This is a genomic window from Streptomyces albus subsp. albus (assembly GCF_000719865.1).
GTDB lineage: Bacteria > Actinomycetota > Actinomycetes > Streptomycetales > Streptomycetaceae > Streptomyces > Streptomyces albus_E.
Genome location: NZ_JOID01000046.1, coordinates 1 through 25841, shown reverse-complemented (window position 1 = coordinate 25841; position 25841 = coordinate 1). Strand labels below are relative to the sequence as shown.

Genomic DNA, 25841 nt, shown 5'->3' with positions numbered 1-25841 from the left:
ACCACCCGCATCTCCCACCTCGCACGCCTTGCCCTTGTGGCATGACCTGATCAGCCGGTTTGCGTATTCCCCAACGGAGTCGTGAACGCCCGGGGTTCCGCGCTAGATCATGCTGAAAATCTACGCCGGCTTCGGTGTCCCGTCGCTCGAGCACTTCCAGCCCTACGACGCGCTTCAGCAACTCTTGTACTTCGGGGTCGTCTTCATCCTCGCCCCGCTGATGATCATCACGGGCCCGGTCATGTCGCCGGCCGTGGCCGGCCGGTTCCCCTGGTACGCCAAGCTTCTCGGCGGGCGGCAGGCGGCGCGTTCCCTTCACTTCATCGGCATGGCCCTCTTCACGGCGTTCACCGTCCTGCACGTGGCACTCGTCTTCATCGTCCACCCCGAGCACAACCTCACCCAGATGGTGCTCGGCGAGGCCGACCCGGCACGCTTCGCACAGGCACTCACCATGACGCTCATCGGCATCGCCGCCGTCGTCGCGGTGTGGCTGGCGGCCAGCTACTGGAGCCTGACGGACATCCGCCGCACCCAAGTGCTGCTCGACCGGGCCACCGAGCCGCTGCGCCGGATGACCGTCAACCACATGGAGTCCCGCCAGCGCAGCCGGCAGGTGTGGACCGACAAGGACATCTCCCCCTACCACTGGAGCAACGGACGTCATCCTGTCGGGGACGAGTCCCCCGAATGGGAACAGCTGCGCAGGGACGACTGGAAGGACTACCGGCTCGAGATCGGCGGACTGGTCGACAGGCCCGTCTCGCTGAGCCTCGACGATCTGCGGGCGCTGCCGCAGCAGGAGCAGATCACCCTGCACACCTGTATGCAGGGGTGGACCGGCATCGCCAAGTGGACCGGGGTGAGACTCTCCGACGTGCTCGCTCTGGTGGAGAAGAAGCCCGGCGCACGGTACGTCAAGCTCACCTCCTTCGGGCTGGCCCAGAAGATGCACGGCGGCAAGCCCCTGGAGCCGTACTACACCTGCCTCCCGCCGGAGATGGCCGACGAGGACGAGACCATCCTGGCCTTTGAGATGAACGACAAGCCCCTCCCCCTCACCTTCGGCGCACCCGTACGGCTGCGGGTGGAGTCGATCCACGGCTACAAGATGATCAAGTATCTGCGCAGCATCGAATGGATCGAGGACTACCGCACCGAAGGCGACGGCAGGGCGGAACCCGGGAGGACTCCTCCTATCAGTCCATCAACGCCCGGATCTGACCCCGGCCGCGATCACAGTGGCACCTCGCCTGTTCACGGTTGCCGGAGCGGGGACTGCGGGAACACCGGAAGCGTTCGAGGGACCGGCGGCCCCGTCCCGGCCACGGGACGGGGCCGACCGCTTTCGTGGCCGGCGCAGGCCACGATGGCATCGGCCGACGGTCCGTCGCGACGGTCCGTCCGTCGCGTCAGCGGGAGGTGAACAGCGCTCCCAGCCGCGGGCGGTGCGGCACCGGGTGTGCCAGCAGCCGCAGCCCTTCGCGGACGGTCACCTGGTTGGCGGTGAGTACGGGCTTGCCGAGCTCCGCCTCCAGCCGGGCGATGTACGCGGCGGTGTGCAGGGCGGTGTCCGGCAGCAGCACGGCCTGGGCGTCGGGGTGGTCGCCCGCACGGGCGAGGGTGCGCACCTCCTCCCAGCCCCAGGTGCCGACCTCGGCGGCCGTGATGATGCCGCTGCCGCGCATCGCGACGACCTCCGTGCCGAAGGACTTCAGGAAGGCGGTGAACAGTCCGGCGACGTCCTCCGGATAGGTGGCGGCCACGGCCACCCGTTCCACGCCCAGATCGCCGACGGCGTGGGCGAAGGCGAAGGAGGTGCTGGAGGCCGGAAGCCCGGCCACCTGCGCCAGTTCACGCACCTGTTCCTGTGCGCCCTCACGGCCGAAGACGAAGCTGGCGCTGGTGCACGCCCAGACGACGGCCTGCGCGCCCCGCGCCCGGAGGTCGGCGACCCGTGCCGCGAGCCGGGCGGCCGAGCCCATCTCCAGCAGGGCGTCGACGCGGTGGGCGTCCTCGCCGATATCGGTGTGGACGAGCGGCAGCCGGACGGCGGGTGAGGCGCCGGTGACGGCACCGGCCAGGCCGAGCACACCGTCCCCCGCGCCCGCCCCGGCCGGGGTGCCGACGGTTTCGGGCCCGGTGCGGGCGCCGTCGCCCGGGTCGGTGCCGGCCAGCATGGCCTCCAGCCGCGGGTAGTCGTCCTCGGCGGAGTACCCGGGGTAGAGGAAGCCGACGGTCGCCGCGCCGGCGCCCGCTGCCTCCGTCCCGTACTCCGGCGCCCTGCCGGCTGCCCTCTCCGCGGCCGTTTCCGGCGCCGTTCCGGCCGCCGGGCCGGGGGCTGTACCGGGGCTCGTGCCGGGCGTCGTGCCGGGGATCGTGCCGGGCGTCGTCAGCTCTGCCATGCGTCTCGCGCTCCTGCCTGTTCGGTCTCGCCGTTCCTGTCGCCCCCGTCCGCTCCCCCGCCTCCCTCCCTTCCCGCGGCATCCGCCGCCCAGGTCACAGCGGGGCCGGGCCCGCCGGATCGTCCGGGTACAGCGGCGCGTCCAGGGCGTCCGCCGCCTCGGTCTCGGCCCCCGCCCCGCCCGCCGCCCCGGCGAACGCCGCCTCCGGCTCCCCGCGCCCGTCCGCGAACGGCGCCACGGCGCCGAGCCCGTCCGGACCGAGCAGCTCCGGGCCGAGCGCTCCCGGCCCGAGCCCGGACGGCCCGCCGAACCCGCCCCCGTCGAAGGCGTCCGCCGTCCCCGGGCCCTCGATCAGAGCGGCGGACGGCGCCGGGGGCACCGCGTGCGTGGGCGGGGGCGGGAGCGACGGAGACGGCGACGGGGGCACGCTGGGCATGGCCGTCATCGAGGCCGGGCCGCGCCGGGCCACCGGGTCGAGCAGCGCCTGGTACGGCCCCACCGCCCGTTCCCCGATCCGCCGCAGCGCCGACCACATCGTCACCTGGTTGGCCGACAGCACCGGCATCCGCAGTTCCGCCTCCAGCTGCGGGATGGCGTCGTACGTCGGCAGATTCGTGCAGCTGATGAACAGGGCGTCCGCTCCGTGGGTGACGGCCCGCCGGGCCATCTCCACCACGGACCGGTAGGAGACCTTCCAGATGTGGCAGGTCAGCCCGAGGAACTCGCGGTCGGTGACGGTGACCCCGCCCTCCGCCAGATACTCCTCCAGGGCCTGGGTGACGGAGGCGGTGTACGGGGTGACCAGGGCGATCCGCCGGGCCCCGATCTCCGCCAGCGCCTCCAGCAGGGCGCCGGAGGTGGTGAGGGCCGGGATCTCGCCGGCCTGGGACATCGCCGCGCACATCGCGCGCTCCCCGGCCAGGCCGCCGACGAAGCTGCCGGAGGTGCAGGCGTAGGCCACGACCTCGGGGCTGACCGCGCGCAGCGTGTGCGTGGCCTCCCGGAGGGTCTCGTGCTCACTGACCAGCCGGGCCAGGTCGAGGCTGACCTCGACCGGCACGAACGGCGTACGGGTCAGATGCAGCGACACCTGGTCGGGGGCCCAGCGCCACAGCTCCCGGTCCAGCGCGAAATCGAACGGTGCCACGACACCCACGCCGCGTTGCGGGCGCGGGCCACCCAGAAAAGAGACATCCATTCCACAGCCCCAATACGAACGGAGGGCAGGCCGAAGCCGGGGAAAGAGGGCGGTACCAGAGAAGAGAAAGCCGTGCACGCCGGGGCGCCGGGACAGAAGCCGGCACGGGTGGACCCGGGTCGGCAATACCCGTATTGACGAAGGTAGTTTCCGGTCCCTAGCGTGGTCAATCCCAGTTCTCCCGCCGTTTTTCCCGGCACCTCTCCAGCGAAGCGGAGAGACGTTTCGAAATGGTTTCCCACCCATGACCGACAGCACCCTGCTCGTCCTCGGCGGCGAGCCCGCCCCCCGGCTCGACCGGCTCTCCGGCCGGGCCCGGGTCGTGCACGCCCGCGACGCGGAGTCCCTGGCGGCGCTGCTGCCGGCCGCCGACGCCCTGCTGGTGTGGGACTTCACCACCGACATCCTGCGCGGCGCCTGGCCCGGCGCGGGGCGCCGGCCGCGCTGGGTGCACACCGCCAGCGCGGGGGTCGACCGGCTGCTCTTCCCGGAGCTGAGGGAGTCGGACGCGGTGGTGACCAATGCCCGGGGGATCTTCGAGCAGCCCATCGCGGAGTACGTCGCCGGGCTCGTCCTCGCCTTGGCCAAGGATTTTTCCGGCAGTTGGGAACTCCAGCGGCGGCGGGAATGGCGGCACCGGGAAACCATGCGGTTGGCGGGAAGCCGCGCGGTGGTGGCCGGCTCCGGCCCGATCGGCCGGGCGATCGGGCGTACGCTCGCGGCACTGGGTGTCGTCGTGGAACTCGTCGGGCGCACCGCGCGGGAAAACGACCCGGAATTCCATCAGGTGTACGACAACGCGGCGCTGAAAGATCTTCTCCCTTCCGCCGACTGGGTGATTGCCGCGGCTCCGCTGACCGAGGACACCCGGGGAATGTTCGACGCGGAAGCCTTTTCCCTCATGCGTCCGTCGGCCCGGTTCGTCAATATCGGCCGGGGACAGCTCGTGGTGGAGCGCGATCTGGCGAAGGCCCTGGTCGAAGGAGTGCTCGCGGGTGCCGCGCTGGACGTCTTCGAGGAGGAGCCCCTCCCCGAGGACAGCCCGCTGTGGGACGCCCCGGGGCTGCTGGTGTCCCCCCACATGAGCGGGGACACGGTGGGCTGGCGGGACGCCCTGGCCGAGCAGTTCATGGACAACTTCGACCGCTGGGTGGCGGGAAAGCCGCTGCTCAACGTGGTCGACAAGCGGCTCGGTTACGTACCGGTGCCCTGAGCTCCCCCGCGTATCCCCGGAGGCCCCGATGACCGACCCGAAGACCGAGCTGTGCGACCTCACGGCGACCCGGCTGCTCGCGGGCTACGCCACCCGCGCCTTCTCCCCCGTGGAGGTGGTCCGCGCCGTGCTGGAGCGCATCGAGCGCACCGAGCCCGTGGTGAACGCCCATGTGCGGGTGGACGCCGAGAGCGCCCTCGCGCAGGCCGCAGAGTCCGAGCGGCGCTGGCTGCGCGGTGAGCCGGCCGGGCTGGTCGACGGCGTGCCGGTGTCCGTGAAGGACCTGCTGCTGATGCGCGGCGGGCCCACCCTGCGCGGTTCGCGCACCGTGGACGCCGGCGATCCGGCCGCCTGGCGGGAGGACGCCCCGGCGGTGGCCCGGCTGCGGGAGCACGGCGCGGTGTTCACCGGCAGGACGACCACGCCGGAGTTCGGCTGGAAGGGAGTCACGGACAGCCCGCGGCACGGGGTGACCGTCAATCCGTACGATCCGCGCCGTACGGCGGGCGGGTCGAGCGGCGGCAGCGCGGCGGCGGTCGCGCTCGGCGCGGGGCCGCTGAGCCTGGGCACGGACGGCGGCGGCTCGGTCCGCATCCCCGGCTCCTTCTGCGGGATCTTCGCGTTGAAGCCGACCTACGGCCGGGTGCCGCTCTACCCGGCGAGCCCGTTCGGCACGCTGGCCCATGTGGGCCCGATGACGCGGGACGCCCGGGACGCGGCCCTGATGATGGATGTGATCACGGGCCCGGACTGGCGGGACTGGTCGCAGTCCGACCGGGTGCCGGCCGACTTCGCGGCGGGTCTGGTCCGCGGAACGGAGGCGGTGGCGGGACTGCGCGTGGCGTACAGCGCGTCGTTCGGCGGGCGGGTGGCCGTCGAGCCGCGGGTGGCGGCCGCGGTACGCCGGGCGGTGGATCTGCTGTCCTCGCTGGGGGCACGGGTGGAGGAGGCCGAACCGCCGCTCGCGGAGGACCCGGTGGAGGCCTTCCACACCCTGTGGTTCAGCGGGGTGGCGCGGGTGGTGCAGCCGCTCGGCCCCGAACGGCTGGAGCTGCTGGAGCCGGCGCTCCGCGAGGTCGCGGAGCGGGGGGCGGCGTACAGCGCGCTGGACTATCTGACGGCGGTGGACGTCCGGATGGCGCTGGGCCGGGAGATGGGCCGCTTCCACGAGACGTACGACCTGCTGGTGACGCCGACGATGCCCGGCACCGCGTTCGAGGCGGGCGCCGAGGTGCCCAAGGGCTCCGGGCACGCGCGGTGGACGGGCTGGACGCCGTTCACGTACCCGTTCAACCTCACGCAGCAGCCCGCCGCGACCGTGCCCTGCGGGCTGGACGGCGACGGGCTGCCGATCGGGGTGCAGCTGGTGGGGGCGCGGCACGCGGACGGTCTGGTGCTGCGCGCGGCACACGCCCTGTACGAGGCCGGGATCGCGGACGGGGTGCCGCCGCCCGCGGCGGGCTGACCGGCGTCTTCGCGCCGCGGCGCGGCCCGGCGCCCCCGCCTGGGAGGGCGCCGGGCCGCAAGCCGCGGGCGCGCGGTGTTCAGGCCCGCCGGAAGGTGAGGCTCTCCCCCAGCGCGCCGGCCCGCCACAGGTCCTGGCAGGCGTCGGCCATCCGGTCGAGGCCGTCGACGACGGTGCCCCAGACGATGCCGGGGACCCACCCCGCGTCCCCGTTGATCAGCAGGTTGTTCCGCTCGTAGAACAGCGCGAGGTCGATGACCTGCCGCTGCCCGCGGTGCCCGGCCTGCTCCTCGTAGCCGTAGGACTTCGTGCCGAGCTGGGTGTCGGTGAAGGTGAAGTAGCAGAGGTCGCCGGGGATCGGGGTGATGGTCGGGTTCTCCAGCGGGGGTTCGGCGGGGGCGAACGGGGGCAGCAGGGTGTAGATCTCGTTCCGCGCGTACTTGGCGTGGTAGACGTCGCCGCCGAGCGGCAGGGCGTTCCAGACGGCGTCGCAGGTGATCGGGGCACGGTCGTCGAGGAGCCGTGCGGTGCAGGTCACACCGCGTTTGGCCAGGGACACCTCGATGTGCCGGACGGAGCGGTCACGGGGTGCGGAGTCGGTCATTCGGATGCTCCTGTCAGTCGTCCCGGACGGGTCCCGGCCGGTGCGCGCGCCGGGCTCTTATGGTGACGCAAGTGGATCAATCCCAACAGAACCGGCGGCGGTCTCAGCTCGGTTAAGGCTGGAAAAGAGCGGCATGAATTCTTGGGCTCCGGGTAGCGAGCCGCCCATGGCTCGACCACGCGGGAACGATACGTACCGGATCGGCCGCCGCTCCCTGCTCGCAGGGGCGGCGGCTTTGAGCGCGTTGGGGGCGGTCGGTTGCAGCCGGGTCTCCACCGCAGACGTCAAGGACGGGGGAGATCTTCTGGAGCGCCTGCGGGCGCAGGGTGTCGTGAAACTGGGGCTGGCCGGCGAGCAGCCGTACAGCTACATCGGCAAGGACGGCGAGATGACCGGCTACGCGCCGGAGGTGGCCGGCCGCATCTTCGAGCGGCTCGGGGTACCGAGGGTCCAGCCGTTCCCGACGGAGTTCGGTTCGCTGATCTCCGGTCTGAACTCGCAGCAGTTCGACGTGGTCGCCGCCGGGATGTACATCACCCCCGAACGCTGCCGGCAGGTGCTCTTCGCGGACCCCGAGTACCAGATGCTCGACGCCTTCATCGTCCGCAAGGGCAACCCCAAGAACCTCAACAACTACAAGGACGTCGCCAAGGCCGGCGCGACCCTCGCCACGGGCGTCGGCTACGCGGAGATCGGCTACGCCGAGGACGCCGGGGTCAAGAAGATCACGCTCCTGCCGGACCAGCTGGCCGGCCTCCTCGCCGTCGAGCAGGGCCGCGCCGACGTCTTCGCGGGCACGGCCGTGACCGTGCGCAACGTCATCAAGGAGACCAAGTCGAGACGCGTGGAGGCGACCGAGGAGATCCAGCCGATCGTGGACGGCAAGCCCGTCGTCGACGCCGGCGCCTTCGCGTTCCGCAAAGCGGAAACGAATCTTCGCGACGCCTTCAACCGCGAACTCCACAAGATGAAGGACAGCGGTGAACTTCTGCGGATCATGCGGCCCTTCGGCTTCACGGAGGAGCAGATGACGGACCTGACCGCAGAGGAGAAGTGCGCGCCATGAGTGAGATCACCTGGGGTTTGTGGGAACTCCTCCTCGAAGGGCTGTGGGTGACCGTCCAGCTGACGGTCTTCAGCGCGGCCCTCGGCGCCGTCGTCGCCTTCGTCGTCGGTATCGCCCGGACCCACCGGCTGTGGATCGTCCGCTTCCTCTCCGGGCTCTACATGGAGATCTTCCGGGGGACGTCGGCCCTGGTGCTGATGTTCTGGCTGTTCTTCGTCCTGCCGGTCGCCTTCGGCTGGCAGCTGCTGCCGCTGTGGGCGGCCACGCTGGCGCTGGGCCTGTCCTACGGCGCGTACGGATCGGAGGTCGTGCGCGGCGCCGTGCAGGCGGTGTCGCCGGCGCAGCGCGAGGCGGGGATCGCGCTGAGCTTCACCCCGATGCAGCGGATGCGGCGGATCATCCTGCCGCAGGCCTGGCCGGAGATGCTGCCACCGTTCAACAACCTGCTGATCGAGCTGCTCAAGGGCACCGCCCTGGTGTCGATCATGGGTGTCGGCGACATGGCCTTCGGCGCCTCGCTGATCCGGAACGCGACCGGGGAGAGCGCGCCCGTCTACACGGTCATCCTGGTGATGTACTTCGTGCTCGCCTTCGTCCTGACCCGCGGGATGCGGGTGGTCGAGCGGCAGGCGAAGACCCGGGTCGGGCAGCGGCCCGCGAAGGGCGGCGGGCTGCTGAGCAAGCTCAATCTCCGTGAGCGCACCGACATCTCGGCCGACGCGGCCGGCGCTGGGGGTATCTGATGCAGTGGGACTGGTCGGCGGTCGCCGACTTCATGCCGGACTTCTGGCGGGGTCTCCTCGTCACCCTCCAGGCGCTGGTGCTGGGCTCGCTCATCGCCTTCGCGCTCGGCCTCTTCTGGGCGCTGGCGCAGCGATCGACGCTGCGGGCGGTGCGCTGGCCGGTGCAGGTGTTCACGGAGTTCGTCCGGAACACGCCGCTGCTGGTGCAGCTGTTCTTCCTCTACTACGTGCTGCCCGAGTGGGGTCTCACCTTCTCCGCGCTGACCACCGGTGTCATCGGCCTCGGTCTGCACTACTCGACTTACACCGCCGAGGTGTACCGGGCCGGTATCGAGGGTGTGCCCGCGGGCCAGTGGGAGGCGGCCACCGCGCTGAGCCTGCCGCGGACGCGCACCTGGTCCGCCGTGATCCTGCCGCAGGCGATCCGGCGGGTCGTGCCCGCGCTCGGCAACTACGTCATCGCGATGCTGAAGGACTCGCCGATGATCGCCACGATCGGTGTGCTGGAGATGCTCGGTGAGGCCCGCCAGTTCGGGTCCGAGACCTTCGTCATGACCGAGCCGATCACGGTCGTCGGCATCGCCTTCATCCTCATCGCCTACCCGGCTTCCCTCCTCATGCGAGCCCTGGAGCGTCGTCTTGTCCGCTGAAAGCAGTTCCCCCAACGCGACCCCGGCCCCGGCGGCCGGCAGTGAGCTGATCCGTTTCGACGGGGTGACCAAGCGGTTCGGCAGCAATACGGTGCTGAACCACCTGGACTTCACCGTGGACGCCGGCAAGCACGTCACGCTGATCGGCCCCTCGGGCTCCGGCAAGACGACGATTCTGCGGCTGCTGATGACGCTGCTGAAGCCGGACGAGGGCACCATCTCCGTCGACGGCGAATACCTCACCCACGAGGAGAAGAACGGCAAGCTCGTCCGGGCGGGCGAGCGGCACACCCGCGAGGTGCGCAAGAAGATCGGCATGGTCTTCCAGCAGTTCAACCTCTTCCCCAATATGAAGGTGCTCCGCAACATCACCGAGGCCCCGGTCCACGTGCTGGGGATGAGCAAGGACGAGGCCACCGAGCGGGGCCGCGAACTGCTGGACTTGGTGGGGCTGTCGGACAAGGCAGACGCCTACCCGACCCATCTGTCCGGCGGCCAGCAGCAGCGGGTGGCCATCGCCCGGGCCCTGGCCATGCGGCCGAAGGTGCTGCTGCTCGACGAGGTGACCTCGGCGCTGGACCCGGAGCTGGTGGCCGGTGTGCTGGACGTGCTGCGGGACATCGCGCACACCACGGACATCACCATGCTCGTCGTCACCCACGAGATGAACTTCGCGCGGGACATCTCCGACGACGTGCTCATGTTCGACGCGGGGCGGGTCATCGAGTCCGGGCCGCCGGAGAAGATCTTCTCCGAGCCGGAGCACGAGCGGACCCGGGAGTTCCTCAGCGCCGTGCTGTGATCCCGCGGCGCCGCCGGGCGCGGGCCGGGGCGCGGGCCGGGGCCCGAGGCGTCCTCCCGGGCCCCGGCGGTGCCGCCGGACCGTTCCTCCGGACGGCTGTCCGGGCCCGCGACGCCTGGCCCGTGACCACGGCATATGCCAAGAATGGCGCACTTCCGCGACACCGCGGCAAGTGCGCCATTCTTGTGCACAACTCGGCCCCGCAGGCGGGCTTTTGGCCGCTATCGTGGGGTGCAGCCCAGCCGTGGCGACGGTGGAGGACGGCCTCGGAAGGACGGAATCCTCCGTAACCAAGAGCGCGGCGACGATGCAAACGGTCACACCTGTAGGGGGACACCGTGGCGCAGCAGCAGCCCGAGCCGACCGCGCCCTTCGCCTCGGTCCAGCACGCCCTGCGCGTCCTGGAGAGCATCGCCCGCCACCACGGCGGCGTCACCGGCGAACAGCTCGCGCGCGAGACCGAGCTGCCGGCGGAGCGGCTCGGGCCCATGCTGCGGATGCTGCGCCGCGAGGGCTACGTGGACGAGGCCGCGGACGGCGTCTACGCCGTCGGCCGGACGCTGCTGCTGCTCGGCTCGGCCGCCCGCGAGAAGGCCCTCGCCGACAAGCTCCAGCGTCATCTGGAGGAGCTGCGCGACACCCTCGGCGCCGCGGTCTATCTGAGCCGCTACGTCGACGGCGAGGTGCGGATCACCCAGTGCGCCCACGGGCCGGACACCCCCAAGGTCAACGAGTGGGTGGACTTCCGCTCCGCCGCGCACGCCAGCGCGGTCGGCAAATGCCTGCTGACCCAGCTCGACCACAACGGCCGCCAGGACCACCTCGCCCGCCACAAGACGGCCCGCTTCACCTCACGGACGATCACCGACGAGAAGATCCTCTTCAGCAAGCTGGACCACCAGCCGTCCACCGTCCCCGTGCTCGACCTCCAGGAGTACGCCGTGGGCACGGTGTGCGCGGCGGTGCCCATCGCCGCCGGCAAGGCCGTCGGCTGCCTGGCGCTCTCCCCGCCGATCGAGAAGGCCCACCGGCTGCGCCAGGCGGCCGAGACGCTCAACCGCAGGGCGGCCCCGCTGGCGCTGTCCCTCACGTTCTGAGGCCGGCGGACCGGTGCGGGGCCGGACGGTGCGGGGCCGGACGGTGCGGTGCGGGTCCGGACGGTCACGGCCGGTGCCGGAAAACCGGTCGGGAGCACTCCGGCGGACCGGGTAGTATTGCCGCACGTCAGCACGCGCCGCTAGCTCAGTTGGTTAGAGCAGCTGACTCTTAATCAGCGGGTCCGGGGTTCGAGTCCCTGGCGGCGCACGCGCGATACCGATGGGCCCCTCCGTTCCGGCGGAGGGGCCCATCGCGTTCTACGGGGCCGCAGCACCGGGCCTTCGTACCGGGGCCGGCCCCGGGCGGCGCCGATCCGGGCGGCTAGAACCGCACGTCGGAGCAGGAGTAGAAGGCGTTGCCCGTGTCGGCGACGTCCCAGACGCCGACGATCACGTGCCGGCCGGACTTGCCGCCCGGGATGGTGCCCTGGTGGGTCACCGTGGCATCCGGCTGACGGCCGTTGTAGGGGACGGTCAGGAACGGCCGGGACTCCAGCGCGGCCCGGGTGATCGGCTGGGTGGGGTCCCAGCCGTTCCGGGTGATGAAGTACCGGAAGTCCGAGGTGGCGTGCCGGGCGGTGAGCCGCCAGGTGAAGGTGTGGCTCTGCCCGGCCGTGACGGCGGTGGCGGGCCACTGGCCGCCGCGCGGGTCGTCCAGCTCGGCGAACCGGCTGTTGCCGCCGGAGCAGATGGCGCCATCGGCGGGGCCGGCGGCCGGGAAGCCCTTGGGGCCCTCGACGCTCTGCGGCTCCCACTGGATGCCGCCGCAGTCCTGCACGGTGCCGTTCGCGCAGAGCGCCTGCCGGCTGATGGGCGAGTCGGTGTAGCCGTGGCTCTGGGCGCTGCCGGTGGTGGCGAGGAGGGAGACCCCGGCGATGCCGAGGCCGAGCAGGGTGGTGGGGATCTTTCGGCGCATGAGTCGCTCCAGAAGACGTGGGGGTCGTCCGGACCCGCCGCTGGGTCGGCGCGGGCCCGGCTCTTCGGCTCGGGTGAGGAGCGGGGGCTGCTGGTGGGGGTGGGGAGTGGGATGGGGATGGGGAGCAGCCCCGGGGTGCGGTCTAGACCAACTGGGAGAGTAGCGACGGCCGTTGGGGATGTCTAGACCAATATCAGGGGTTGTAGCAGTCTCGGGGCGAGGCGAGGCGGGGCGGTCGCGGGCGGCGCGCACGCATCGGCCGCCGCCGGTCGCCGGTCGCCGGTCGCCGGTCGCCGGTCGCCGGTCGCATGATGTTCTCCCTGCCGAGGGCTCCCCACCCCGGCACCGGGGTTTCCGTCAGTCCCGTCCGGTGCCGCTCAGGTCGAGGTCGAGCTCCCGGATGACCCGGTCGCAGCGGGACCGGGACTCCTTGACCCACTCGCCGTTGGGGTGGTCGTTGCCGTCCACCCATGCCCGGGCCCCGGCCGCGTCCCGGCCGCCCGCGAGCTGCCGCTCGACCAGGCGTGCGTCCCGTACGGCGTCGGGCGTCTCGACGTACCAGACCTCGGCCATCAGCCGGCGCGCCTCCCGCCAGCCGGGCGCGGCACAGGCCAGGTAGTTCCCCTCGGTGACGACCAACCGCGTGTGCGGCCGCAGCAGATGGCGGGCGGCGACGGGCTCGTGCAGGGTGCGGTCGTAGTCCGGTACGTAGATGTCGCGGCCGGTGTCCTCGTGGACGCGGCGGAGCAGGGCCTCGTAGCCCCAGACGTCGAAGCTGGGCGCGGACCCCTTGCGGTCGGTGAGCCCGAGGCGTTCGAGCCGGCGGTTGGAGAGGTGGAAGCCGTCCAGCGGCAGATAGCCGGCCGCGGCCTCCCCGTGCCGCCGCTCGATCCGGGTGACGAGGGCCGTGGCGAGGGTGGACTTGCCCGCTCCGGGCGGCCCCGCGATCCCGAGCACGGTCCGGGCGCGCCCGCCGCCGGTCAGGGCCCACGCCTCGTCCGCCAGTTCCGCGATGTCCATACCGGCAGGCTAAGTCCTGATGCCGGGCGGACGCGGACGAGGCGCTTGCCGCAGCCTGGTGCGGCTCTCGGGTGTCGTTCGGAGGCGCACACGCCGTCGCACGGACAAGGCTCTTCTCCGCGCCTTCCCGGAGGGGAGAGCCCGAGGACTGAGAGGACCGAGCGGCTGAGAAATGTGGTTGCGGTGAGTGATCCGGTCCCGCAGACTCCGGGCCGTGGAGCGCTTGACGGAGATCGCGGACCGGTTGACCGGCATCGGCGGAGTGGCCGGGGTGTGTCTGGGTGGCAGCCGAGCGAGGGGAACGCACCGGCCCGACTCCGATTTCGATCTCGGTCTGTACTATCGGCCGCCGCTGGACACCGCTGCCCTGCGTCTCCTCGCGGCCGAGCTGGCCGGAGAGCCGGTGAACGTGACGGAACCGGGCGGCTGGGGGCCGTGGGTGGACGGCGGAGCCTGGCTGACCGTTGACGGTTGCCGTGTTGACTGGATCTACCGCGATCTGGACCGCGTGCACCGGATCTGGGAGGAGTGCCGGGCGGGGCGCTTCGAGGTGGGCATCCAAGCCGGTCACCCGCTCGGGGTGTACTCCCCTGCGTACGTCGGTGAGGTGGCCGTCGGGCGCGTCATCGCTGACCCCGGTGGCGAGCTGCGGGCCCTGCAGCACGAGAGCCGGCGTTATCCGGAGCCGTTGCGCGAGGCGCTGATCGCCAACGCGCGGTGGGAAGCTCCCTTCACCCTGGCCTGCGCCCGCAAGGGAGCGGCTCGCGGAGACGCCTTCTACGTCGCCGGCTGCCTCTTCCGCGCGGTGGGGCTTCTCGTGCAGGGCCTGCACGCTCACGCGGGTCGCTGGGTGCTGAACGAAAAGGGAGCCGTTCAGGACGCGGAACAACTCCCGGCCGCGCCTGCGGATTTCGCTGCGCGGGCTCACCAGTTGTTCGCCGTGCCCGGCACGGACCCGGACGTTCTGTCCACCGTTCTCGACGCCGCTGACGGGCTGGCCGGCGAGGTGTGCGCCCGGCTCACGTCCTGAGGGAAGCCAGGGTGACGTGGTCGACCGGCCAACGCCGGGAAAGTCGCCCCATCGCAACGAACCGTCCCCGGACATCGGCCGGTTCAACGTGGAGGGCCGCCCCTGCCGGCGGCCACGGATGGCCGCTCACCCCGGTGGCTCCGGACGGGGAGGCGAGAAAGTCGGAATCCGTGGGCCTATACCGGGCGAACGGGGGCAGCCGGTGAGCAGGGTGAGGTGCCCGGTCCGGCGCCGCTGGGGGCGGCGGGCCGGGCGAACCCGCGTCTGGGGGCGCTCCCGTGCCCCGTCTCGCCGGCTCCGCCTGCCGTGCCTTCCGGCTCCGCCGGCCCGGTGCTCACCGTGTGACGCCCGTGCCCGTGCGCGCGTGCGGTCCCGCACGGGTGGTGTGCCATGGGCGTGCCGCCGCTCCCCGGGCGCCGCGACAGCGGCACGCTGCCCGCCGGGGCGTCAGCCGCCGCCGAGCGGTTCGGCGAAGCGGATCAGCCGCTCGCCGGCGGTCTCCGCGCCGAAGGCCAGCAGCCGCTCCCCCTCCTCCGCCAGTTCGTCGCGCTGCCGCGCGGTCAGAGCGCTGAAGGGCTGGACGGTGAGGGTCGCGGTGCCGCGCTGCTCGTCGATCCGCCAGGCGCCCCGGACGAAGCCGTCGACGAGGACGGTCCCGGGGATCACCGCGTTCTTGGTGGCTATGGCCCGGCGCCCCGCCTCGTCGATGATGCGGGTGCGGTCGGCGTGCGACAGGATCGCGTTGTCGTACGGCGCGAGATAGCGCACCGGGGCGGGGGTGTCCGGCTCCGGGCGCGGGGCCTCCGGAAGATCGAACAGCTCCTGGCCCGCGGTGTCGCGGAAGACGGCGAGCCGGGGCCGCAGCCGCGCCACGGTCTCCCGCAGCCGGGTGAGCCCCGACCAGGCCTGGATGTCCTTCACCGTCGCCGGGCCGAAGGCCGCCAGATAGCGGACGATCAGCTCCTCGGCGGGCGGCTCGGGGACCAGCGGCCGGCCGAGCCAGGACTCGGCGGTGGCATAGGTGGTCCGGGCGCTCCGCCCCCACAGGCCGCGCGGCGGCACCTGGACGAGCGGCAGCAGCACCCGTGCCGCGTTGACGAGCACGGACGGGCTGTGGTCCGGCCACCGCTCCCGGAGGAGTCCGCCGAGTTCGGTGGTGGACAGGTGCCGCGCGTCGAGGAGTTCGCGGGCGGCCCCGGCCAGCGCGGCGAGCTCGATGCCCGCCATGTCCCTGCCCCAGGCGCTCTTCATGGCCCGGTCGAGGCAGGGCTGCACCCAGGGCCGGAGCGCCAGGGCGTCATCGGCCGTGACGAGGTGGACGGTGCCGCGCATCACGACGATGCGGGTGACGGCCCGCTCGCTGATCAGCCGGGAGAGCTCCTCCGGGCGGAAGTCCGCCAGCCGGGTCCACAGTCCGTAGTAGGGCGGTACGGGCTGCTGCGACTGGAGCCCGACCAGGCTCTCGATCGCGGCCCGCGCGGACACCCGGTGCCGGCTCAGCAGCATCTGCCGTGCCAGATAGGCCCGGTTGAGAGCCCTGTGGTCCAGCACGGCGGGGGTGGTCGTGGTCATTGGACGGAAACTCCCTCGGAGAGCTGCGGCCGCCGGTGACGGCGGGACCGCCGGTGCGGCTGCGCCCCCCGAGTCTGCCGTGCGAGTCCGCGCACCGCGCGCCCATTGACGCACAATACGCGTGCGCCCGGTACGCGTTGGGGCTTCGCCGCACCCCTTCGGCGCCGGGGCGGCGAGCGGCCCCGGAGCCGCCGTGCCCGCCTCGGGCGCGCCCTGCCCCACGGCGCGCCGGACTCTGGGAAACCATGAGCCTCGTCACATTTCGCGCCGGAAGGCCCGGGAGCCGGCCCGGGCGTACGGAACACCCGATCCGGTCCGGTAGGATTAACCAGGTCAGCAGGCGCCGCTAGCTCAGTTGGTTAGAGCAGCTGACTCTTAATCAGCGGGTCCGGGGTTCGAGTCCCTGGCGGCGCACATGACACTCAGGGCCTTTCCGCCACGGCGGGAAGGCCCTGAGTCGCGTCCGGGCCGTGCGGGCCGCACGGGAGATCGGGAGCAAGCGCCGCACCGGGGGCAGGGCGGACGGACGCGCCCGGTCACACGAGGGCCGCGGCTCCGCCCGGGCCGCGTCTCCGCCCGGACCGCGGCTACCAGTCCGCGTTGCGGGCCAGGTCCAGGGCGTAGTCCGTCCACCACCGGCCGGCCGGGGGCCCGCCCTTGCAGGTGCCGTCGGACTCCCCCGGACGCTTGATCCACAGGTAGGCGTCGACCAGTTCGTCCCCGGTGCGGGTGGTGGGCGGCTCGCCCAGGGCGCGGCCCGGCGGGTTGCACCAGCTCAGGGCCTGGTCGCCGGAGCCGGGCAGCGGGCCGTTGCCGTTGCGGCTGGTGTCGATCACGAAGGTCTTGCCGCCGCCGAGCAGCCGGGACAGCGTCCTGCCGTAGTCGCGGTTCTCGGCGGTCGTCCGGTAGTTGGCGGTGTTGAGGGCGAAGCCGTCGGCTTGCCCGATCCCCGCGCGCCGCAGTGGGCCGGTGAGCCGGCCCGGGTCGGTGATCCAGCGCGGATTGCCCGCGTCGAGGTAGACCCGGGTGCGCGGGAGGGCCTTCAGCCGGGCCACGGCCTCCGCCAGCAGCCCGTAGCGCTCCTGGTGGTGGACGGGCGGGGTACAGCCGTCCACGATGTGCGGCACCGCGTCCGGCTCCAGGATCACCGCGGCCGGGCGGTCGCCGATGCCCGCCGCGACCTCGGCGATCCAGCGGCGGTACGCGGCACCGTCCGGGGCGCCGCCCTTCGAGTACTGGCCGCAGTCGCGGTGCGGGATGTTGTAGAGCACCAGCAGGGCGTCGCGGTTCTCCCGCGCCGCGGCCCGGGTGAGGCGGGCGGTCTCGGCCCGGGGGGCCTTCGCCCCGATCCACTCGGCGACCGGCTGGGCCGCGATCTTCTCCTCGATCAGCGCGGCCTCGCCGGTGCGGCCCCGGGCCCGCAGGGCGGCGGCCTGCCGGGCGGCGGTGCCGTGCGGGTTGACCCAGAACGGGGTGGAGGAGTGCGGGGCCGTGCGCGGCTGCCGCGCCCGGTCGTCCCCGGGGCCGGACCCCGGCGCGGGCGCGGGACCGGGCGGCCGGAAACAGCCCGCGAGCAGCAGTACCGCTCCGGCCGCCGCGCTCGCCGCCAGCCGGCCCATGTGGCCGTAGCCGTCCATCCGCTCCCCCTGGGCCTCGGTCCGCGGTGTGCCCCGGGACCGCGTCCGGGACATCGGGTCGGACGCATCCTGGCACGCGGCCCGCGCGGGGCCCGGCAGCGACCGTGGCCGGGGAAGCCCCGTTACGGCGTTTGCCGTAGCGGGGGCGCGGGGCGCCCGGCGGGAGCAGCGGGCACGACCGGGGCGGTGGACGGCGGCGGACGGGGCGGTGGACGGCGCCGGGGCGGCGCGGCCCGGACGCCGGACGCGGCCGGGGTGCCGGACGGCAGTTCGGCAACCGGCGACAGCCGGACGGCAGACCGGGCAGCCGACGCCGGGCAAGCGGTGGACCGCGCAGGGCCGGCGGAGGTCGGGCGGCGCCGGACGGCACCGGACGGCAGCGGACGGCGGTCGGGGGCGGCCGCAGGCGTCCGGGCGGAGCACCGTTCGGCGGTCGCCGTCGTCAGCCGTCCGCCCCGTCCGTCCTGTCCGCGCCGGGCGGACCGGCCCGGCTGCGGGAGGGTTCGCGGGGCCGGAGCGCGTCCTCCCGCTCCCGCGGCGCGGGCGGTCTCGTGGTGCGGCGGCGGTGCAGGGCGAGGCCCGCCATGCCCAGGAGGGCACCGCCCGCGAGGCATACGCCGACGACGATCTGGCGCGTGTTGGGGCTGCCCTCGGATTCGACGGCGCCCGGACGGCCGACCGCCGCCACGGGGACGGCCCCCGGACCGGGAGCGGCCCGGGCGGCCGGCGCGGAGTCGGGGAGCGCGGAAGCGGCCGGCGCGGGGGCGGCCGAAGCCGCCGGGACGGAGGCCCCCACGGGGGCGCAGAGCAGACCGGACGCCGCGAGCGCGCCGGCCAGTCGGACGGAGTCCATCACGCACCTCCTCTCGCCCGGAAAGGTTCGCGCGCCCTGCCGCGCCCCGCATGCCCGGCGGGCCGGACGCTGCTCCGTTCGGCCGGGGGAGGCCCGGCCGGCCGGCTCAGACCAGGTCGACGAGGTCGGCGATCGACTCGGCGACCCGCGACGGCCCGTACGGGAAGCGCCCGATCTCGTCCGGCCGCGTCACCCCGGACAGCACGAGGAACGTCTCCATCCCGGCCTCCAGTCCGGCCAGGACGTCGGTGTCCATCCGGTCGCCGATCATGGCGCTGCTCTCGGAGTGCGCCCCGATGGCGTTGAGCCCGGCGCGCATCATGAGCGGGTTGGGCTTGCCGACGAAGTACGGCTCCCGGCCGGTGGCCTTGGTGATCAGCGCGGAGACGGCACCCGTGGCGGGCAGGGCGCCCTCCGTGGAGGGGCCGGTGGCGTCGGGGTTGGTGGCGATGAAGCGGGCCCCGTCGTTGATCAGGCGGATGGCCTTGGTGAGGGACTCGAAGCTGTACGTCCGGGTCTCGCCGAGCACGACGTAGTCCGGCTCGGCGTCGGTGAGGATGTAGCCGACGTCGTGCAGGGCGGTGGTCAGACCGGCCTCGCCGATGACGTAGGCCGTGCCGCCGGGGCGCTGGTCCTCCAGGAACTGGGCGGTGGCGAGCGCGGACGTCCAGATGTTCTCGACGGGGACGTCCAGGCCCATCCGGTTCAGCCGGGCGTGCAGGTCGCGCGGCGTGAACATGGAGTTGTTGGTGAGCACCAGGAACGGCCGCTCCAACTCGCGCAGCCGCCTGATGAAGGAGTCCGCGCCGGGGATGGGGGTGCCCTCGTGGATCAGCACACCGTCCATGTCGGTGAGCCACGACTCGATCGGCTTGCGCTCTGCCACGGAACGGCTCCTGTCCTCGGTGCGGATGGGCGGTGCGGCCGGCCGGACCGGTGCTCCGGCCCGCCACTCGGTCCAGCCTAACGGCGCGGGACCTGGCAGCTCCTGCCCGTTGGTGACCGGTTTCCGTCCCTTCGATGAGCGCTTCCGGTCGTTCCGGTGGCCGGCGGGCGTTGAGCCCGGTGTGGGCGGTGCCGGTGCCGCCGGGTACGGTTCCGCGCTCCCGGAAGGAACGCGTTCCGTCTCTCCGCCGCCGTCGGTTCCATGCCTCCGCCGGTCCGCCCCGCACCGCGCACGGGCCGCGCTCCCGGGTGGGCGTGGCGACGTGGCGACGGCGAACGCGGGCGGCGAGCGGCAGCGGCACGCGCGTACAGGAGCCGGGAACGAAGACCGGACGTCCGAGGGCCGGCGCCGGCAAGGAACCGCGGTACGGGGCGGACGGGGGCAGGGGCCGGGACGCCTGGGCGTGGACGCGCCGGGGCCGGGACGCGGAGGCCGGTGCAGGCGGCAGTTCAGCGGCGTACACGGCGGGACGCGGCGATCAGGACCGCGCCGAGCGCGACGGCCGCCCCGGCGGCCGCACCGAGCCGGGCCATGACGTCGCGGTCCGCGGCTCCGGTGCCGCGGCCGGTGCGGGCCAGTTCGCCGGACGGGCCGGAACCTCCCGGCTCGCCGGAGCCCCCCGGGCGGCCGGGCCGGCCGTAACCGCCGCGTTCCCCCGGCTCCCCGCGTTCCCCCGGGCCACCGCGCTCCCGCGCCCCGCCGGGGGTCTCCGCCTCTCCCTCTCCGGGGCGGCCCCGTTCCCGCTTCTCCGCCTGTTCCCGCTTCCGTTCCCGCTTCTCCGTCCGTTCCCGTTCCGCCCGGGGCCGGGTGTTCTCCGCCGTACCGGCGTCCGCCGCGCTGCCGTCGCCCCGGATCGCGAAGTCGTAGTCGTTGGAGGAGCCGATCCAGTCGCCGTCGTCGTCGCGCCGCTGCACGGCCGCCACGGTGAGCCGCACCGCGTTGCCGGCCGTGCCCTCGGCGAAGCGCATCCGTACGCCGACGGTGACGGTCCCGCCCGCCGGGACGGCGAAGCCCGGGAAGCCGTCGAAGACGGCGATGTGCTCGTGCCGGTCGGTGGTCTCCAGCGTGACCGGGCGCCAGGAGCGGCTGTACGCGTCGTAGAACTGCAGGAAGATCCGTTCGGCGGCCAGCTCGCGGGTGCTGTCGACGAGCACGGCCACGGGGTGCACGCCCCGGCAGGCCCGGTCCGTCGTATTGCGCAGGCCGATGGACCAGCGCCGCCAGCCGTCCCCGGCCGTGTACTCCCGGGGGCCGCCGCGGATGCGGGCCCGCAGCGGGAAGTCCGGGCTGTCGCGGTCGCCGCAGTACGGCTGCACGGCCCGGGGCAGCGGACGGGGCACCGCGCCCGGCGCCACCACCGCCGCCGGGGCCGACAGGGTCCGGGCCCGGATCTGGGCCTGGGCACCCGCCAGGGCCTGGGCCCTGTCGTTCGGCAGGAACGCCAGGACGGGGGCGGCCACCGCCACCAGCGCGGCCGCTCCGGCCGCGGCCCCGGCGGTGAGGTATCTGCGCTGGCCCATGGCACACCTTCGGTGGAGTCCGCCCGCGGGCCCGGATCCGGTCCCGCCCGCGGGCCCGGGTCCGGCGCCGGGCTCGCTGTGCGCGCCGGGCTCGCCGTCCGCGCGGTGGGTGCCGTCCGGGCCCGCCCGTACATCTGGTGCCTTCCCCGTCCCGGGGTCCGACGCGGCCCGCGGCACGGCCGGTTCGCCCGAAGCGGCCGGGGTTCGCGTCCGAACGGCCCGGAGCGGTTGCCGACGCGGGGACCGGCGTCCATGCTCCGGGTGCCGTCCGGGCCGTAGAGCCTGGGAGGAAGCCGGGCCGTTCGGTGCGCAGGAGGCGATTCAGCCGGGCGGGCCGTTCGTCCGGCCGTGCCGGCCGGGAAGGGCTGCCGGGGCGGACGGTGCGATCCGTTCGCCCGGTGCCCGCCTCGCCCGGCGGCACCGGCCCGGGACCGCGGCAAGGAGCGAGAACGTGAAGTACATGGTGCAGATCTTCGGCGGACGCGACACCTGGGACGAGGAAATGGCCGCCTACGCGAAGGCGAAGGCCGGCTGGGGCCCCCTGGTCTCCTTCATGGAGGAGGTCAACAAGGAGCTGGCCGAGCGGGGCGAGATGGTCGAAGCCCAGGGCCTGGGCGGCCCGGGGCCGGTCACGACGGTGCGGGCCCGGCCGGACGGCACACCCGAGGTGACGGACGGCCCGCACTTCCGGGCCGAGAAGATCCTGGCGGGCTACTGGATCATCGATGTGGCGACCCCCGAACGCGCGGTCGAGATCGCCACGCGCATCTCCACGGCGCCGAGGCCGGACGGCACCCCCGGCGACGACCCGGTCGAACTCCACCCGGTCATGGAGGGCCCTCCGGAGTAGGCGGCGGTCGCGGTTCCGGGGCGGGCCCTGCCGGCCGTACGGGCCGCCGGCGGCCTCCTCCCCCGCTGTCCGAAGCGTCCGTCTCACCGCAGGGGGGCTCCGGCCGGTCCGGCAGCCGGAAGGCCGGGGCCACCGGGCGAGAGAGCGGACGAGCGGGGCGGACAAGCCGGGCGCGGGTACGACAAGCCGAGCGGGCGAGGGCCGCACCCGTCCGCCGGACGTCCCACGGACGCCGCCCCCGGGCCCCGCCGCGGGCCGGCCGGACAGGGCCCCTCGGGGTCCCGGCGGAGGCGCGTGGTTGAGTGAGGGGCATGTCCACGCGCACGTCCGCCGGTACCGGCTCCCGTTCCCCGCTCCGTGTCGGCCTCGTCGGCTACGGTCTGGCGGGGTCCGTCTTCCACGCCCCGCTGATCGCCGCCACCCCCGGCCTCGTCCTCGACACGGTCGTCACGACGAGCCCCGAGCGCCGCGAGCAGGCCCGCGCCGAGTACCCGGGGGTGCGGTTCGCGGACAGCCACCGCGAGCTGCTGTCCCGTACGGAGGGCGGGGACGCGCTCGACCTGCTGGTCGTCGCCTCCCCCAACCGGACGCATGTGCCCATCGCCACCGACGCGCTGCGCGCCGGTCTGCCGGTCGTCGTCGACAAGCCGCTCTCCGCGACCGCCGCCGAGGCCCGCGCCCTGGCCGCCCTCGCCGAGGAGCGCGGCCTGTTGCTCTCCGTCTTCCAGAACCGCCGCTGGGACAACGACTTCCGTACGGTTCAACAGCTCGTCGCCGCAGGCGAGTTGGGAGACGTCCAGCGGTTCGAGTCCCGCTTCGAGCGCTGGCGGCCCAAGCCCAAGGGCGGCTGGCGCGAGTCGGGCGACCCGGAGGAGATCGGCGGTCTCCTCTACGACCTGGGAAGTCACCTCGTCGACCAGGCGCTCGTGCTCTTCGGCCCGGCCGTCCGCGTCTACGCCGAGTCCGCGGTCCGCCGCCCGGGCGCCGAAGCGGACGACGACACCTTCATCGCGCTCACGCACGCGAGCGGTGTCAACTCCCATCTGTGGATGAGCGCCACGACCGCCCAACTCGGGCCGCGCTTCCGTGTCCTGGGCAGCACGGCCGGGTATGTGAAGTACGGACTCGACCCGCAGGAGCAGGCCCTGCGCGACGGGCTGCGGCCGTCCGGAACCGCCGGAACGCCCGGCGCACCCGGCGGACCCGGCGCAGCCGGCACGGACACCGGCGCCGGCGCCTGGGGTGTGGAACCGGAGTCCCTGTGGGGCCGGCTCGGTGCCGGTGAGTCGCCGGTGAGCGGCGGCGGCCGGGCCGTCCCGACCCTGCCCGGTGACTACCCGGCATACTACGCGGCCGTGGCGGCGGCCCTGCGCGACGGCACCCCGCCGCCCGTGACGGCCCCGGAGGCCGCCGCGGCGCTCGACGTCCTGGAAGCCGCACGCCGTTCGGCCCAGGAGGGCCGGGCGATCGCCCCGTAACCCCGTGACCCCGGGAGCAGAGCTGATGACGGACCCCGCCTTCGATCCCGCCGCCCTCGTCGCCGTACTGCGTGCCCAGGAGGACCGCCTGGTGCTGCGCCGGTTCACGCACGAGGACGCCTGGCGCCTGGGCTGCCTGCTGGCCGACACGGCCCGGCAGCGGTCGGCGCCGGTGACCATCGACATACGCCGCGGTCACCAGCAGGTGTTCCACTGCGCGCTGCCCGGCACGTCACCGGACAACGACGACTGGATCGACCGCAAGCGGCGGGTGGTCGAGCGCTTCTCGGAGAGCTCGTACCTGGTGGGCACGCGTTTCCGCGCGAAGGGGACGACGTTCGAGGCCTCGTCCCCGCTCGACCCGTGCCTGTACGCGGCACACGGCGGCTCGTTCCCGATCCGGGTGGAGGGCGCGGGGGTCATCGGCGCGGTGACCGTCTCGGGGCTGGCGCAGGCGGAGGACCACGCGATGGTGGTCGAGGCCCTGGAGACCTTCCTCGCCCCGGACGTCCCGGCGACGCCGACGCCGACAACGGCCCCGGAACCGGACCCGGACCCGGCCCGCCCGGTGCCCGGCCCGCCGACGGTGCCGCCGCCCGCCCCGGCTCCGTAACCCCCCGCCTCTGCCGCCGCCCCGCCGACCGGCCGGCTGCCGTCCCCGGCCCCGTAACGGCCGGTGCTCGTAACGGCCGGAGCCCTGCACGGCCAGGGGCTCCGGTACGGCGCGGCGCGCGCTTCCTCCTCTCCCGGAGGCCGGACGGGAACGCGGACCCCGGTGAGCTCCGGCGGGAGCGCGCGTCCCGGCTATCCCTCCCGGTCGCGGTCCGCGAGCGCCGCCGCGGCGGCGCGGGCGAAGGCTTCCGGGTTGTCCAGCATGATGTTGTGCCCGCAGTCCGGGATCGCGACGACGGACACCCCGGCCTCGGCGAGCGCGTCGGCGCCCTGGAGCGGGCCGTCGTCCTCGGGCAGCAGGTAGGCGCGGGGGATCTTCAGGTTCAGCAGCAGCTCCCGCATGGTGGGGACGGTGCCCCGCGTCAGGTGGACCGCACTGCGGTGCAGGGCCTCACGGCCCGCCAGGCGCATCGTGGACCACCAGTGGGGGCCTGCCAGGTCGCGGACCTCTTCCCAGCCGCCCGCCAGGAACTCCCGCTCGGAGTACGCGGCGATGCCGCTGCTGCCCGGTGCGCCGGACCGGCGCGGGATCGGGTCGAGGTTGGCGTCGACCAGGACCAGGCGGGAGACCAGGACCGGGTGCCGGGCGGCCAGGACGATGGCCACCGAGCCTCCCATGCTGTGCGCGATCAGCTCCGCGCCGCTGACGCCCGCGGCGGTGAGAGCGGCGGCGAGCGCGTCCGCGTGGGATTCCAGGGTGTAGTCGAAACCCGTCGGCCGGTCGCTGATGCCGTGACCGAGCAGATCGATCAGCAGTGAACGGCGGCCGGCCAGGAGGGGATGGACCGCGACCTCCGTGAAGTAGGCGGGCGACGTGGCGCCCAGACCGTGCACGTAGACACGCGCCGGCTCCCGCCCCGGCAGCTCGACCCAGCGGATGCGGTCGCCTTCGGGCGTCACGGCGGCATGGCGCACAGCTCGCTCCCTTGCGGTCGGTTTGTTGAAGAGACTAGGCAAGGGTCCGTCCGCGAACGGTGGCGCGGTTCACCCGCTGAGCCTTGCCTGGCGCAGGACGCGAGGCGTGGACACGTGGCCATCTCGAAGAACCGAGGCTTCCACAAGCACGGCGACATCGGCGGTCAGGGAGCGACTGGCTCCGTTCTCGGCCAACCAGCGGGCCGCGGCCACGGTGCCATAGGTTGACCAGCCGCCGATCAGCACGACGCGCTTCTTCGGGTTGAGGGGGTTCGCGGCTCGGACGATGTAGCCGCAGTCACGCACAACCTCGCCGTCCGCGGCATCTCCTGTGTAGGCCGTCCCCTCCCAGGTGATCGCTCCTCCGCCCCACCGGAACGGCAACACCTCCGCCATGGCCTCCAGGATGCGGCGGGCTGCCTCGTTGTTCTTCGGTCCGCCCAGGACGAGCAGGTCGTTCTCCATCTCGCTGCCCGGCACGTGTGCCGACAGGCGGACCTTCTCCAGATCGAGGTCCCGGTAGGCATGGGTGAGAGAGGGAACGAGTACGGACAGCGCCCGGACCTGTCCCAGACCGGCTACAGGTCGCTGGTAGCGGCCGGTGTCGACGTAGGAGGTGTCGAGAACGATGGAGAGGTCGCTCGCGTTCGGGTAGCGCCAGGTGCGGCGTGCGGGCAGCCGCTTGGCCACGAACCAGCGCAGGAGGGTGCCGGTCCCGGTGAGCACGGCGGCCACCACCGCACTGAGAATCTGCGAGCCCACAGCGCCCGCGACAACATCCATGGCGATCTCCCCCCTCCACGCGCCCAGACCTGGCGTTCGCGAGTTGCCCGGGTCGTCCGGGTCGCCCCCATTGCATCACGGGGGTCGAGCACCGACATGAACTCACCGACCAGGAGCGGGAATTACTCACCGCGCTGTGCGCTGTGTTCGCTCGCGTCCTCCCGCAGCTCCAGGCCCGGGCGGATGCGGGCCGGGAACGTGACAGCGACGCCACCAGCGGCGTCCGATCGGACCGGGCGCCGGGCCGGTCCAGGCGCCGGACCGGAACACCGCAGGGCTCTTGCCGTACGGCGGTGCGTTCATTACCGTCGCGTAACACAGTGACTTACCCCTGGTAACCCACTGGGCGACACCCGCCCGCACCCCCGCACCCCCGCACCCCACCGCCCCGGGCCACCCCGCACCC

General features: G+C 73.5%; 23 protein-coding genes, 2 tRNA genes and 1 pseudogene. 14 read left to right on the top strand and 12 right to left on the bottom strand.

Annotated elements, in window-relative coordinates; all coding sequences use genetic code 11:
* Positions 1–109: 109 nt before the first annotated feature.
* On the top strand, positions 110–1426 hold the full coding sequence (locus tag IF83_RS30810) for a molybdopterin-dependent oxidoreductase (RefSeq protein ID WP_051723499.1): 1317 nt from the start codon (positions 110–112) through the stop codon (positions 1424–1426).
* On the opposite strand, the gene IF83_RS0128290 is transcribed toward IF83_RS30810, so the two are convergent.
* A complete protein-coding gene (locus tag IF83_RS0128290) occupies positions 1413–2189 on the bottom strand; it encodes a maleate cis-trans isomerase family protein (RefSeq protein WP_051723500.1) in 777 nt (258 codons plus the stop codon). The two genes, IF83_RS30810 and IF83_RS0128290, sit on opposite strands and share 14 nt — an antisense overlap.
* Positions 2190–2739: 550 nt before the next feature.
* Positions 2740–3603, bottom strand: a pseudogene (locus tag IF83_RS0128285) (maleate cis-trans isomerase family protein); the annotation flags it as partial.
* A gap of 244 nt (positions 3604–3847) precedes the next feature.
* On the opposite strand from IF83_RS0128285, the gene IF83_RS0128280 reads away from it, so the two are divergent.
* Together IF83_RS0128280 and IF83_RS0128275 are read left to right on the top strand one after the other, a co-directional pair.
* Entirely contained in the window at positions 3848–4816 is a 969-nt protein-coding gene (locus IF83_RS0128280) for a D-2-hydroxyacid dehydrogenase (RefSeq protein ID WP_030549024.1), read from the top strand.
* A gap of 28 nt (positions 4817–4844) precedes the next feature.
* On the top strand, positions 4845–6281 hold the full coding sequence (locus IF83_RS0128275; protein WP_030549022.1) for an amidase: 1437 nt from the start codon (positions 4845–4847) through the stop codon (positions 6279–6281).
* A gap of 79 nt (positions 6282–6360) precedes the next feature.
* Here IF83_RS0128275 and IF83_RS0128270 read toward each other — a convergent pair whose 3' ends face one another.
* Positions 6361–6885, bottom strand: coding sequence for a DUF3830 family protein (locus IF83_RS0128270; protein ID WP_030549020.1), 525 nt, complete (start codon positions 6883–6885; stop codon positions 6361–6363).
* Between the two features lie 166 nt (positions 6886–7051).
* Here IF83_RS0128270 and ehuB point away from each other — a divergent pair, with 166 nt between their 5' ends.
* From ehuB to IF83_RS0128240, 6 genes are all read left to right on the top strand, one after another.
* Entirely contained in the window at positions 7052–7951 is a 900-nt protein-coding gene (gene ehuB, locus IF83_RS0128265) for an ectoine/hydroxyectoine ABC transporter substrate-binding protein EhuB (protein ID WP_030549018.1), read from the top strand.
* Entirely contained in the window at positions 7948–8694 is a 747-nt protein-coding gene (ehuC, locus tag IF83_RS0128260; RefSeq protein WP_208605952.1) for an ectoine/hydroxyectoine ABC transporter permease subunit EhuC, read from the top strand. Before ehuB ends, ehuC begins: the two co-directional genes overlap by 4 nt.
* The gene (ehuD, locus tag IF83_RS0128255) at positions 8694–9344 is read left to right on the top strand and encodes an ectoine/hydroxyectoine ABC transporter permease subunit EhuD (protein ID WP_030549015.1); all 651 of its coding nucleotides are present in this window, start codon (positions 8694–8696) and stop codon (positions 9342–9344) included. The genes ehuC and ehuD overlap by 1 nt, the downstream gene beginning before the upstream one ends.
* The gene (ehuA, locus tag IF83_RS0128250) at positions 9334–10146 is read left to right on the top strand and encodes an ectoine/hydroxyectoine ABC transporter ATP-binding protein EhuA (protein ID WP_030549013.1); all 813 of its coding nucleotides are present in this window, start codon (positions 9334–9336) and stop codon (positions 10144–10146) included. Before ehuD ends, ehuA begins: the two co-directional genes overlap by 11 nt.
* A gap of 338 nt (positions 10147–10484) precedes the next feature.
* The gene (locus IF83_RS0128245) at positions 10485–11243 is read left to right on the top strand and encodes an IclR family transcriptional regulator (RefSeq protein WP_030549012.1); all 759 of its coding nucleotides are present in this window, start codon (positions 10485–10487) and stop codon (positions 11241–11243) included.
* A gap of 134 nt (positions 11244–11377) precedes the next feature.
* A tRNA-Lys gene (locus IF83_RS0128240) sits at positions 11378–11451 on the top strand.
* Positions 11452–11565: 114 nt separating this feature from the next.
* On the opposite strand, the gene IF83_RS0128235 is transcribed toward IF83_RS0128240, so the two are convergent.
* Both IF83_RS0128235 and IF83_RS0128230 read right to left on the bottom strand, forming a co-directional pair.
* Positions 11566–12159, bottom strand: a complete 594-nt coding sequence (locus tag IF83_RS0128235; protein ID WP_030549009.1) for a lytic polysaccharide monooxygenase auxiliary activity family 9 protein — start codon at positions 12157–12159, stop codon at positions 11566–11568.
* A gap of 357 nt (positions 12160–12516) precedes the next feature.
* Positions 12517–13179 carry a nucleoside/nucleotide kinase family protein gene (locus IF83_RS0128230; protein ID WP_030549006.1) on the bottom strand — a complete coding sequence of 221 codons (663 nt, stop codon included), beginning with the start codon at positions 13177–13179 and terminating at the stop codon, positions 12517–12519.
* A gap of 214 nt (positions 13180–13393) precedes the next feature.
* Here IF83_RS0128230 and IF83_RS0128225 point away from each other — a divergent pair, with 214 nt between their 5' ends.
* Entirely contained in the window at positions 13394–14209 is an 816-nt protein-coding gene (locus IF83_RS0128225; RefSeq protein ID WP_037681807.1) for a nucleotidyltransferase domain-containing protein, read from the top strand.
* A 447-nt stretch (positions 14210–14656) separates the two neighbouring features.
* On the opposite strand, the gene IF83_RS0128220 is transcribed toward IF83_RS0128225, so the two are convergent.
* Positions 14657–15781 (bottom strand): winged helix DNA-binding domain-containing protein, encoded by a 1125-nt coding sequence (locus tag IF83_RS0128220; RefSeq protein ID WP_037681797.1) that lies wholly within the window; start codon positions 15779–15781, stop codon positions 14657–14659.
* 340 nt (positions 15782–16121) lie between these two features.
* Between IF83_RS0128220 and IF83_RS0128215 the strand changes: the two genes are divergently transcribed.
* Positions 16122–16195: transfer RNA gene (locus tag IF83_RS0128215), tRNA-Lys, on the top strand.
* A gap of 173 nt (positions 16196–16368) precedes the next feature.
* On the opposite strand, the gene IF83_RS0128210 is transcribed toward IF83_RS0128215, so the two are convergent.
* The 4 genes from IF83_RS0128210 to IF83_RS0128195 all read right to left on the bottom strand — a co-directional run bounded on the left by IF83_RS0128210 (position 16369) and on the right by IF83_RS0128195 (position 20737).
* Positions 16369–17418: a glycoside hydrolase family 6 protein gene (locus IF83_RS0128210; RefSeq protein WP_037681804.1), complete on the bottom strand. Its 1050-nt coding sequence runs from the start codon at positions 17416–17418 to the stop codon at positions 16369–16371.
* A gap of 442 nt (positions 17419–17860) precedes the next feature.
* Positions 17861–18271, bottom strand: a complete 411-nt coding sequence (locus IF83_RS0128205; protein ID WP_030548999.1) for a hypothetical protein — start codon at positions 18269–18271, stop codon at positions 17861–17863.
* Between the two features lie 106 nt (positions 18272–18377).
* Complete coding sequence (locus tag IF83_RS0128200) at positions 18378–19157, bottom strand: HAD-IIA family hydrolase (protein WP_030548997.1); 780 nt, start codon at positions 19155–19157, stop codon at positions 18378–18380.
* Positions 19158–19666: 509 nt separating this feature from the next.
* Positions 19667–20737 carry a hypothetical protein gene (locus IF83_RS0128195; protein WP_030548995.1) on the bottom strand — a complete coding sequence of 357 codons (1071 nt, stop codon included), beginning with the start codon at positions 20735–20737 and terminating at the stop codon, positions 19667–19669.
* Between the two features lie 460 nt (positions 20738–21197).
* Between IF83_RS0128195 and IF83_RS0128190 the strand changes: the two genes are divergently transcribed.
* The 3 genes from IF83_RS0128190 to IF83_RS0128180 all read left to right on the top strand — a co-directional run bounded on the left by IF83_RS0128190 (position 21198) and on the right by IF83_RS0128180 (position 23678).
* Complete coding sequence (locus tag IF83_RS0128190) at positions 21198–21587, top strand: YciI family protein (protein WP_244177249.1); 390 nt, start codon at positions 21198–21200, stop codon at positions 21585–21587.
* Between the two features lie 311 nt (positions 21588–21898).
* The gene (locus IF83_RS0128185; RefSeq protein ID WP_030548991.1) at positions 21899–23065 is read left to right on the top strand and encodes a Gfo/Idh/MocA family protein; all 1167 of its coding nucleotides are present in this window, start codon (positions 21899–21901) and stop codon (positions 23063–23065) included.
* 25 nt (positions 23066–23090) lie between these two features.
* Positions 23091–23678: a heme-degrading domain-containing protein gene (locus tag IF83_RS0128180; RefSeq protein WP_078843976.1), complete on the top strand. Its 588-nt coding sequence runs from the start codon at positions 23091–23093 to the stop codon at positions 23676–23678.
* Between the two features lie 191 nt (positions 23679–23869).
* Here the strand turns inward: IF83_RS0128180 and IF83_RS0128175 are convergent, their stop codons facing one another.
* Together IF83_RS0128175 and IF83_RS0128170 are read right to left on the bottom strand one after the other, a co-directional pair.
* Positions 23870–24652 (bottom strand): alpha/beta fold hydrolase, encoded by a 783-nt coding sequence (locus tag IF83_RS0128175; RefSeq protein ID WP_030548988.1) that lies wholly within the window; start codon positions 24650–24652, stop codon positions 23870–23872.
* A gap of 69 nt (positions 24653–24721) precedes the next feature.
* A complete protein-coding gene (locus IF83_RS0128170) occupies positions 24722–25414 on the bottom strand; it encodes a hypothetical protein (RefSeq protein WP_030548986.1) in 693 nt (230 codons plus the stop codon).
* Between the last annotated feature and the right edge of the window lie 427 nt (positions 25415–25841).

Coding starts and splice junctions, on each gene's coding strand:
- IF83_RS30810 (WP_051723499.1), top strand. CDS start 110: ATGCTGAAAATCTACGCCGGCTTCGGTGTCCCGTCGCTCGAGCACTTC.
- IF83_RS0128280 (WP_030549024.1), top strand. CDS start 3,848: ATGACCGACAGCACCCTGCTCGTCCTCGGCGGCGAGCCCGCCCCCCGG.
- IF83_RS0128275 (WP_030549022.1), top strand. CDS start 4,845: ATGACCGACCCGAAGACCGAGCTGTGCGACCTCACGGCGACCCGGCTG.
- IF83_RS0128270 (WP_030549020.1), bottom strand. CDS start 6,885: ATGACCGACTCCGCACCCCGTGACCGCTCCGTCCGGCACATCGAGGTG.
- ehuB (WP_030549018.1), top strand. CDS start 7,052: ATGGCTCGACCACGCGGGAACGATACGTACCGGATCGGCCGCCGCTCC.
- ehuC (WP_208605952.1), top strand. CDS start 7,948: ATGAGTGAGATCACCTGGGGTTTGTGGGAACTCCTCCTCGAAGGGCTG.
- ehuD (WP_030549015.1), top strand. CDS start 8,694: ATGCAGTGGGACTGGTCGGCGGTCGCCGACTTCATGCCGGACTTCTGG.
- IF83_RS0128235 (WP_030549009.1), bottom strand. CDS start 12,159: ATGCGCCGAAAGATCCCCACCACCCTGCTCGGCCTCGGCATCGCCGGG.
- IF83_RS0128230 (WP_030549006.1), bottom strand. CDS start 13,179: ATGGACATCGCGGAACTGGCGGACGAGGCGTGGGCCCTGACCGGCGGC.
- IF83_RS0128220 (WP_037681797.1), bottom strand. CDS start 15,781: ATGACCACGACCACCCCCGCCGTGCTGGACCACAGGGCTCTCAACCGG.
- IF83_RS0128210 (WP_037681804.1), bottom strand. CDS start 17,418: ATGGACGGCTACGGCCACATGGGCCGGCTGGCGGCGAGCGCGGCGGCC.
- IF83_RS0128205 (WP_030548999.1), bottom strand. CDS start 18,271: ATGGACTCCGTCCGACTGGCCGGCGCGCTCGCGGCGTCCGGTCTGCTC.
- IF83_RS0128195 (WP_030548995.1), bottom strand. CDS start 20,737: ATGGGCCAGCGCAGATACCTCACCGCCGGGGCCGCGGCCGGAGCGGCC.
- IF83_RS0128190 (WP_244177249.1), top strand. CDS start 21,198: ATGGTGCAGATCTTCGGCGGACGCGACACCTGGGACGAGGAAATGGCC.
- IF83_RS0128185 (WP_030548991.1), top strand. CDS start 21,899: ATGTCCACGCGCACGTCCGCCGGTACCGGCTCCCGTTCCCCGCTCCGT.
- IF83_RS0128180 (WP_078843976.1), top strand. CDS start 23,091: ATGACGGACCCCGCCTTCGATCCCGCCGCCCTCGTCGCCGTACTGCGT.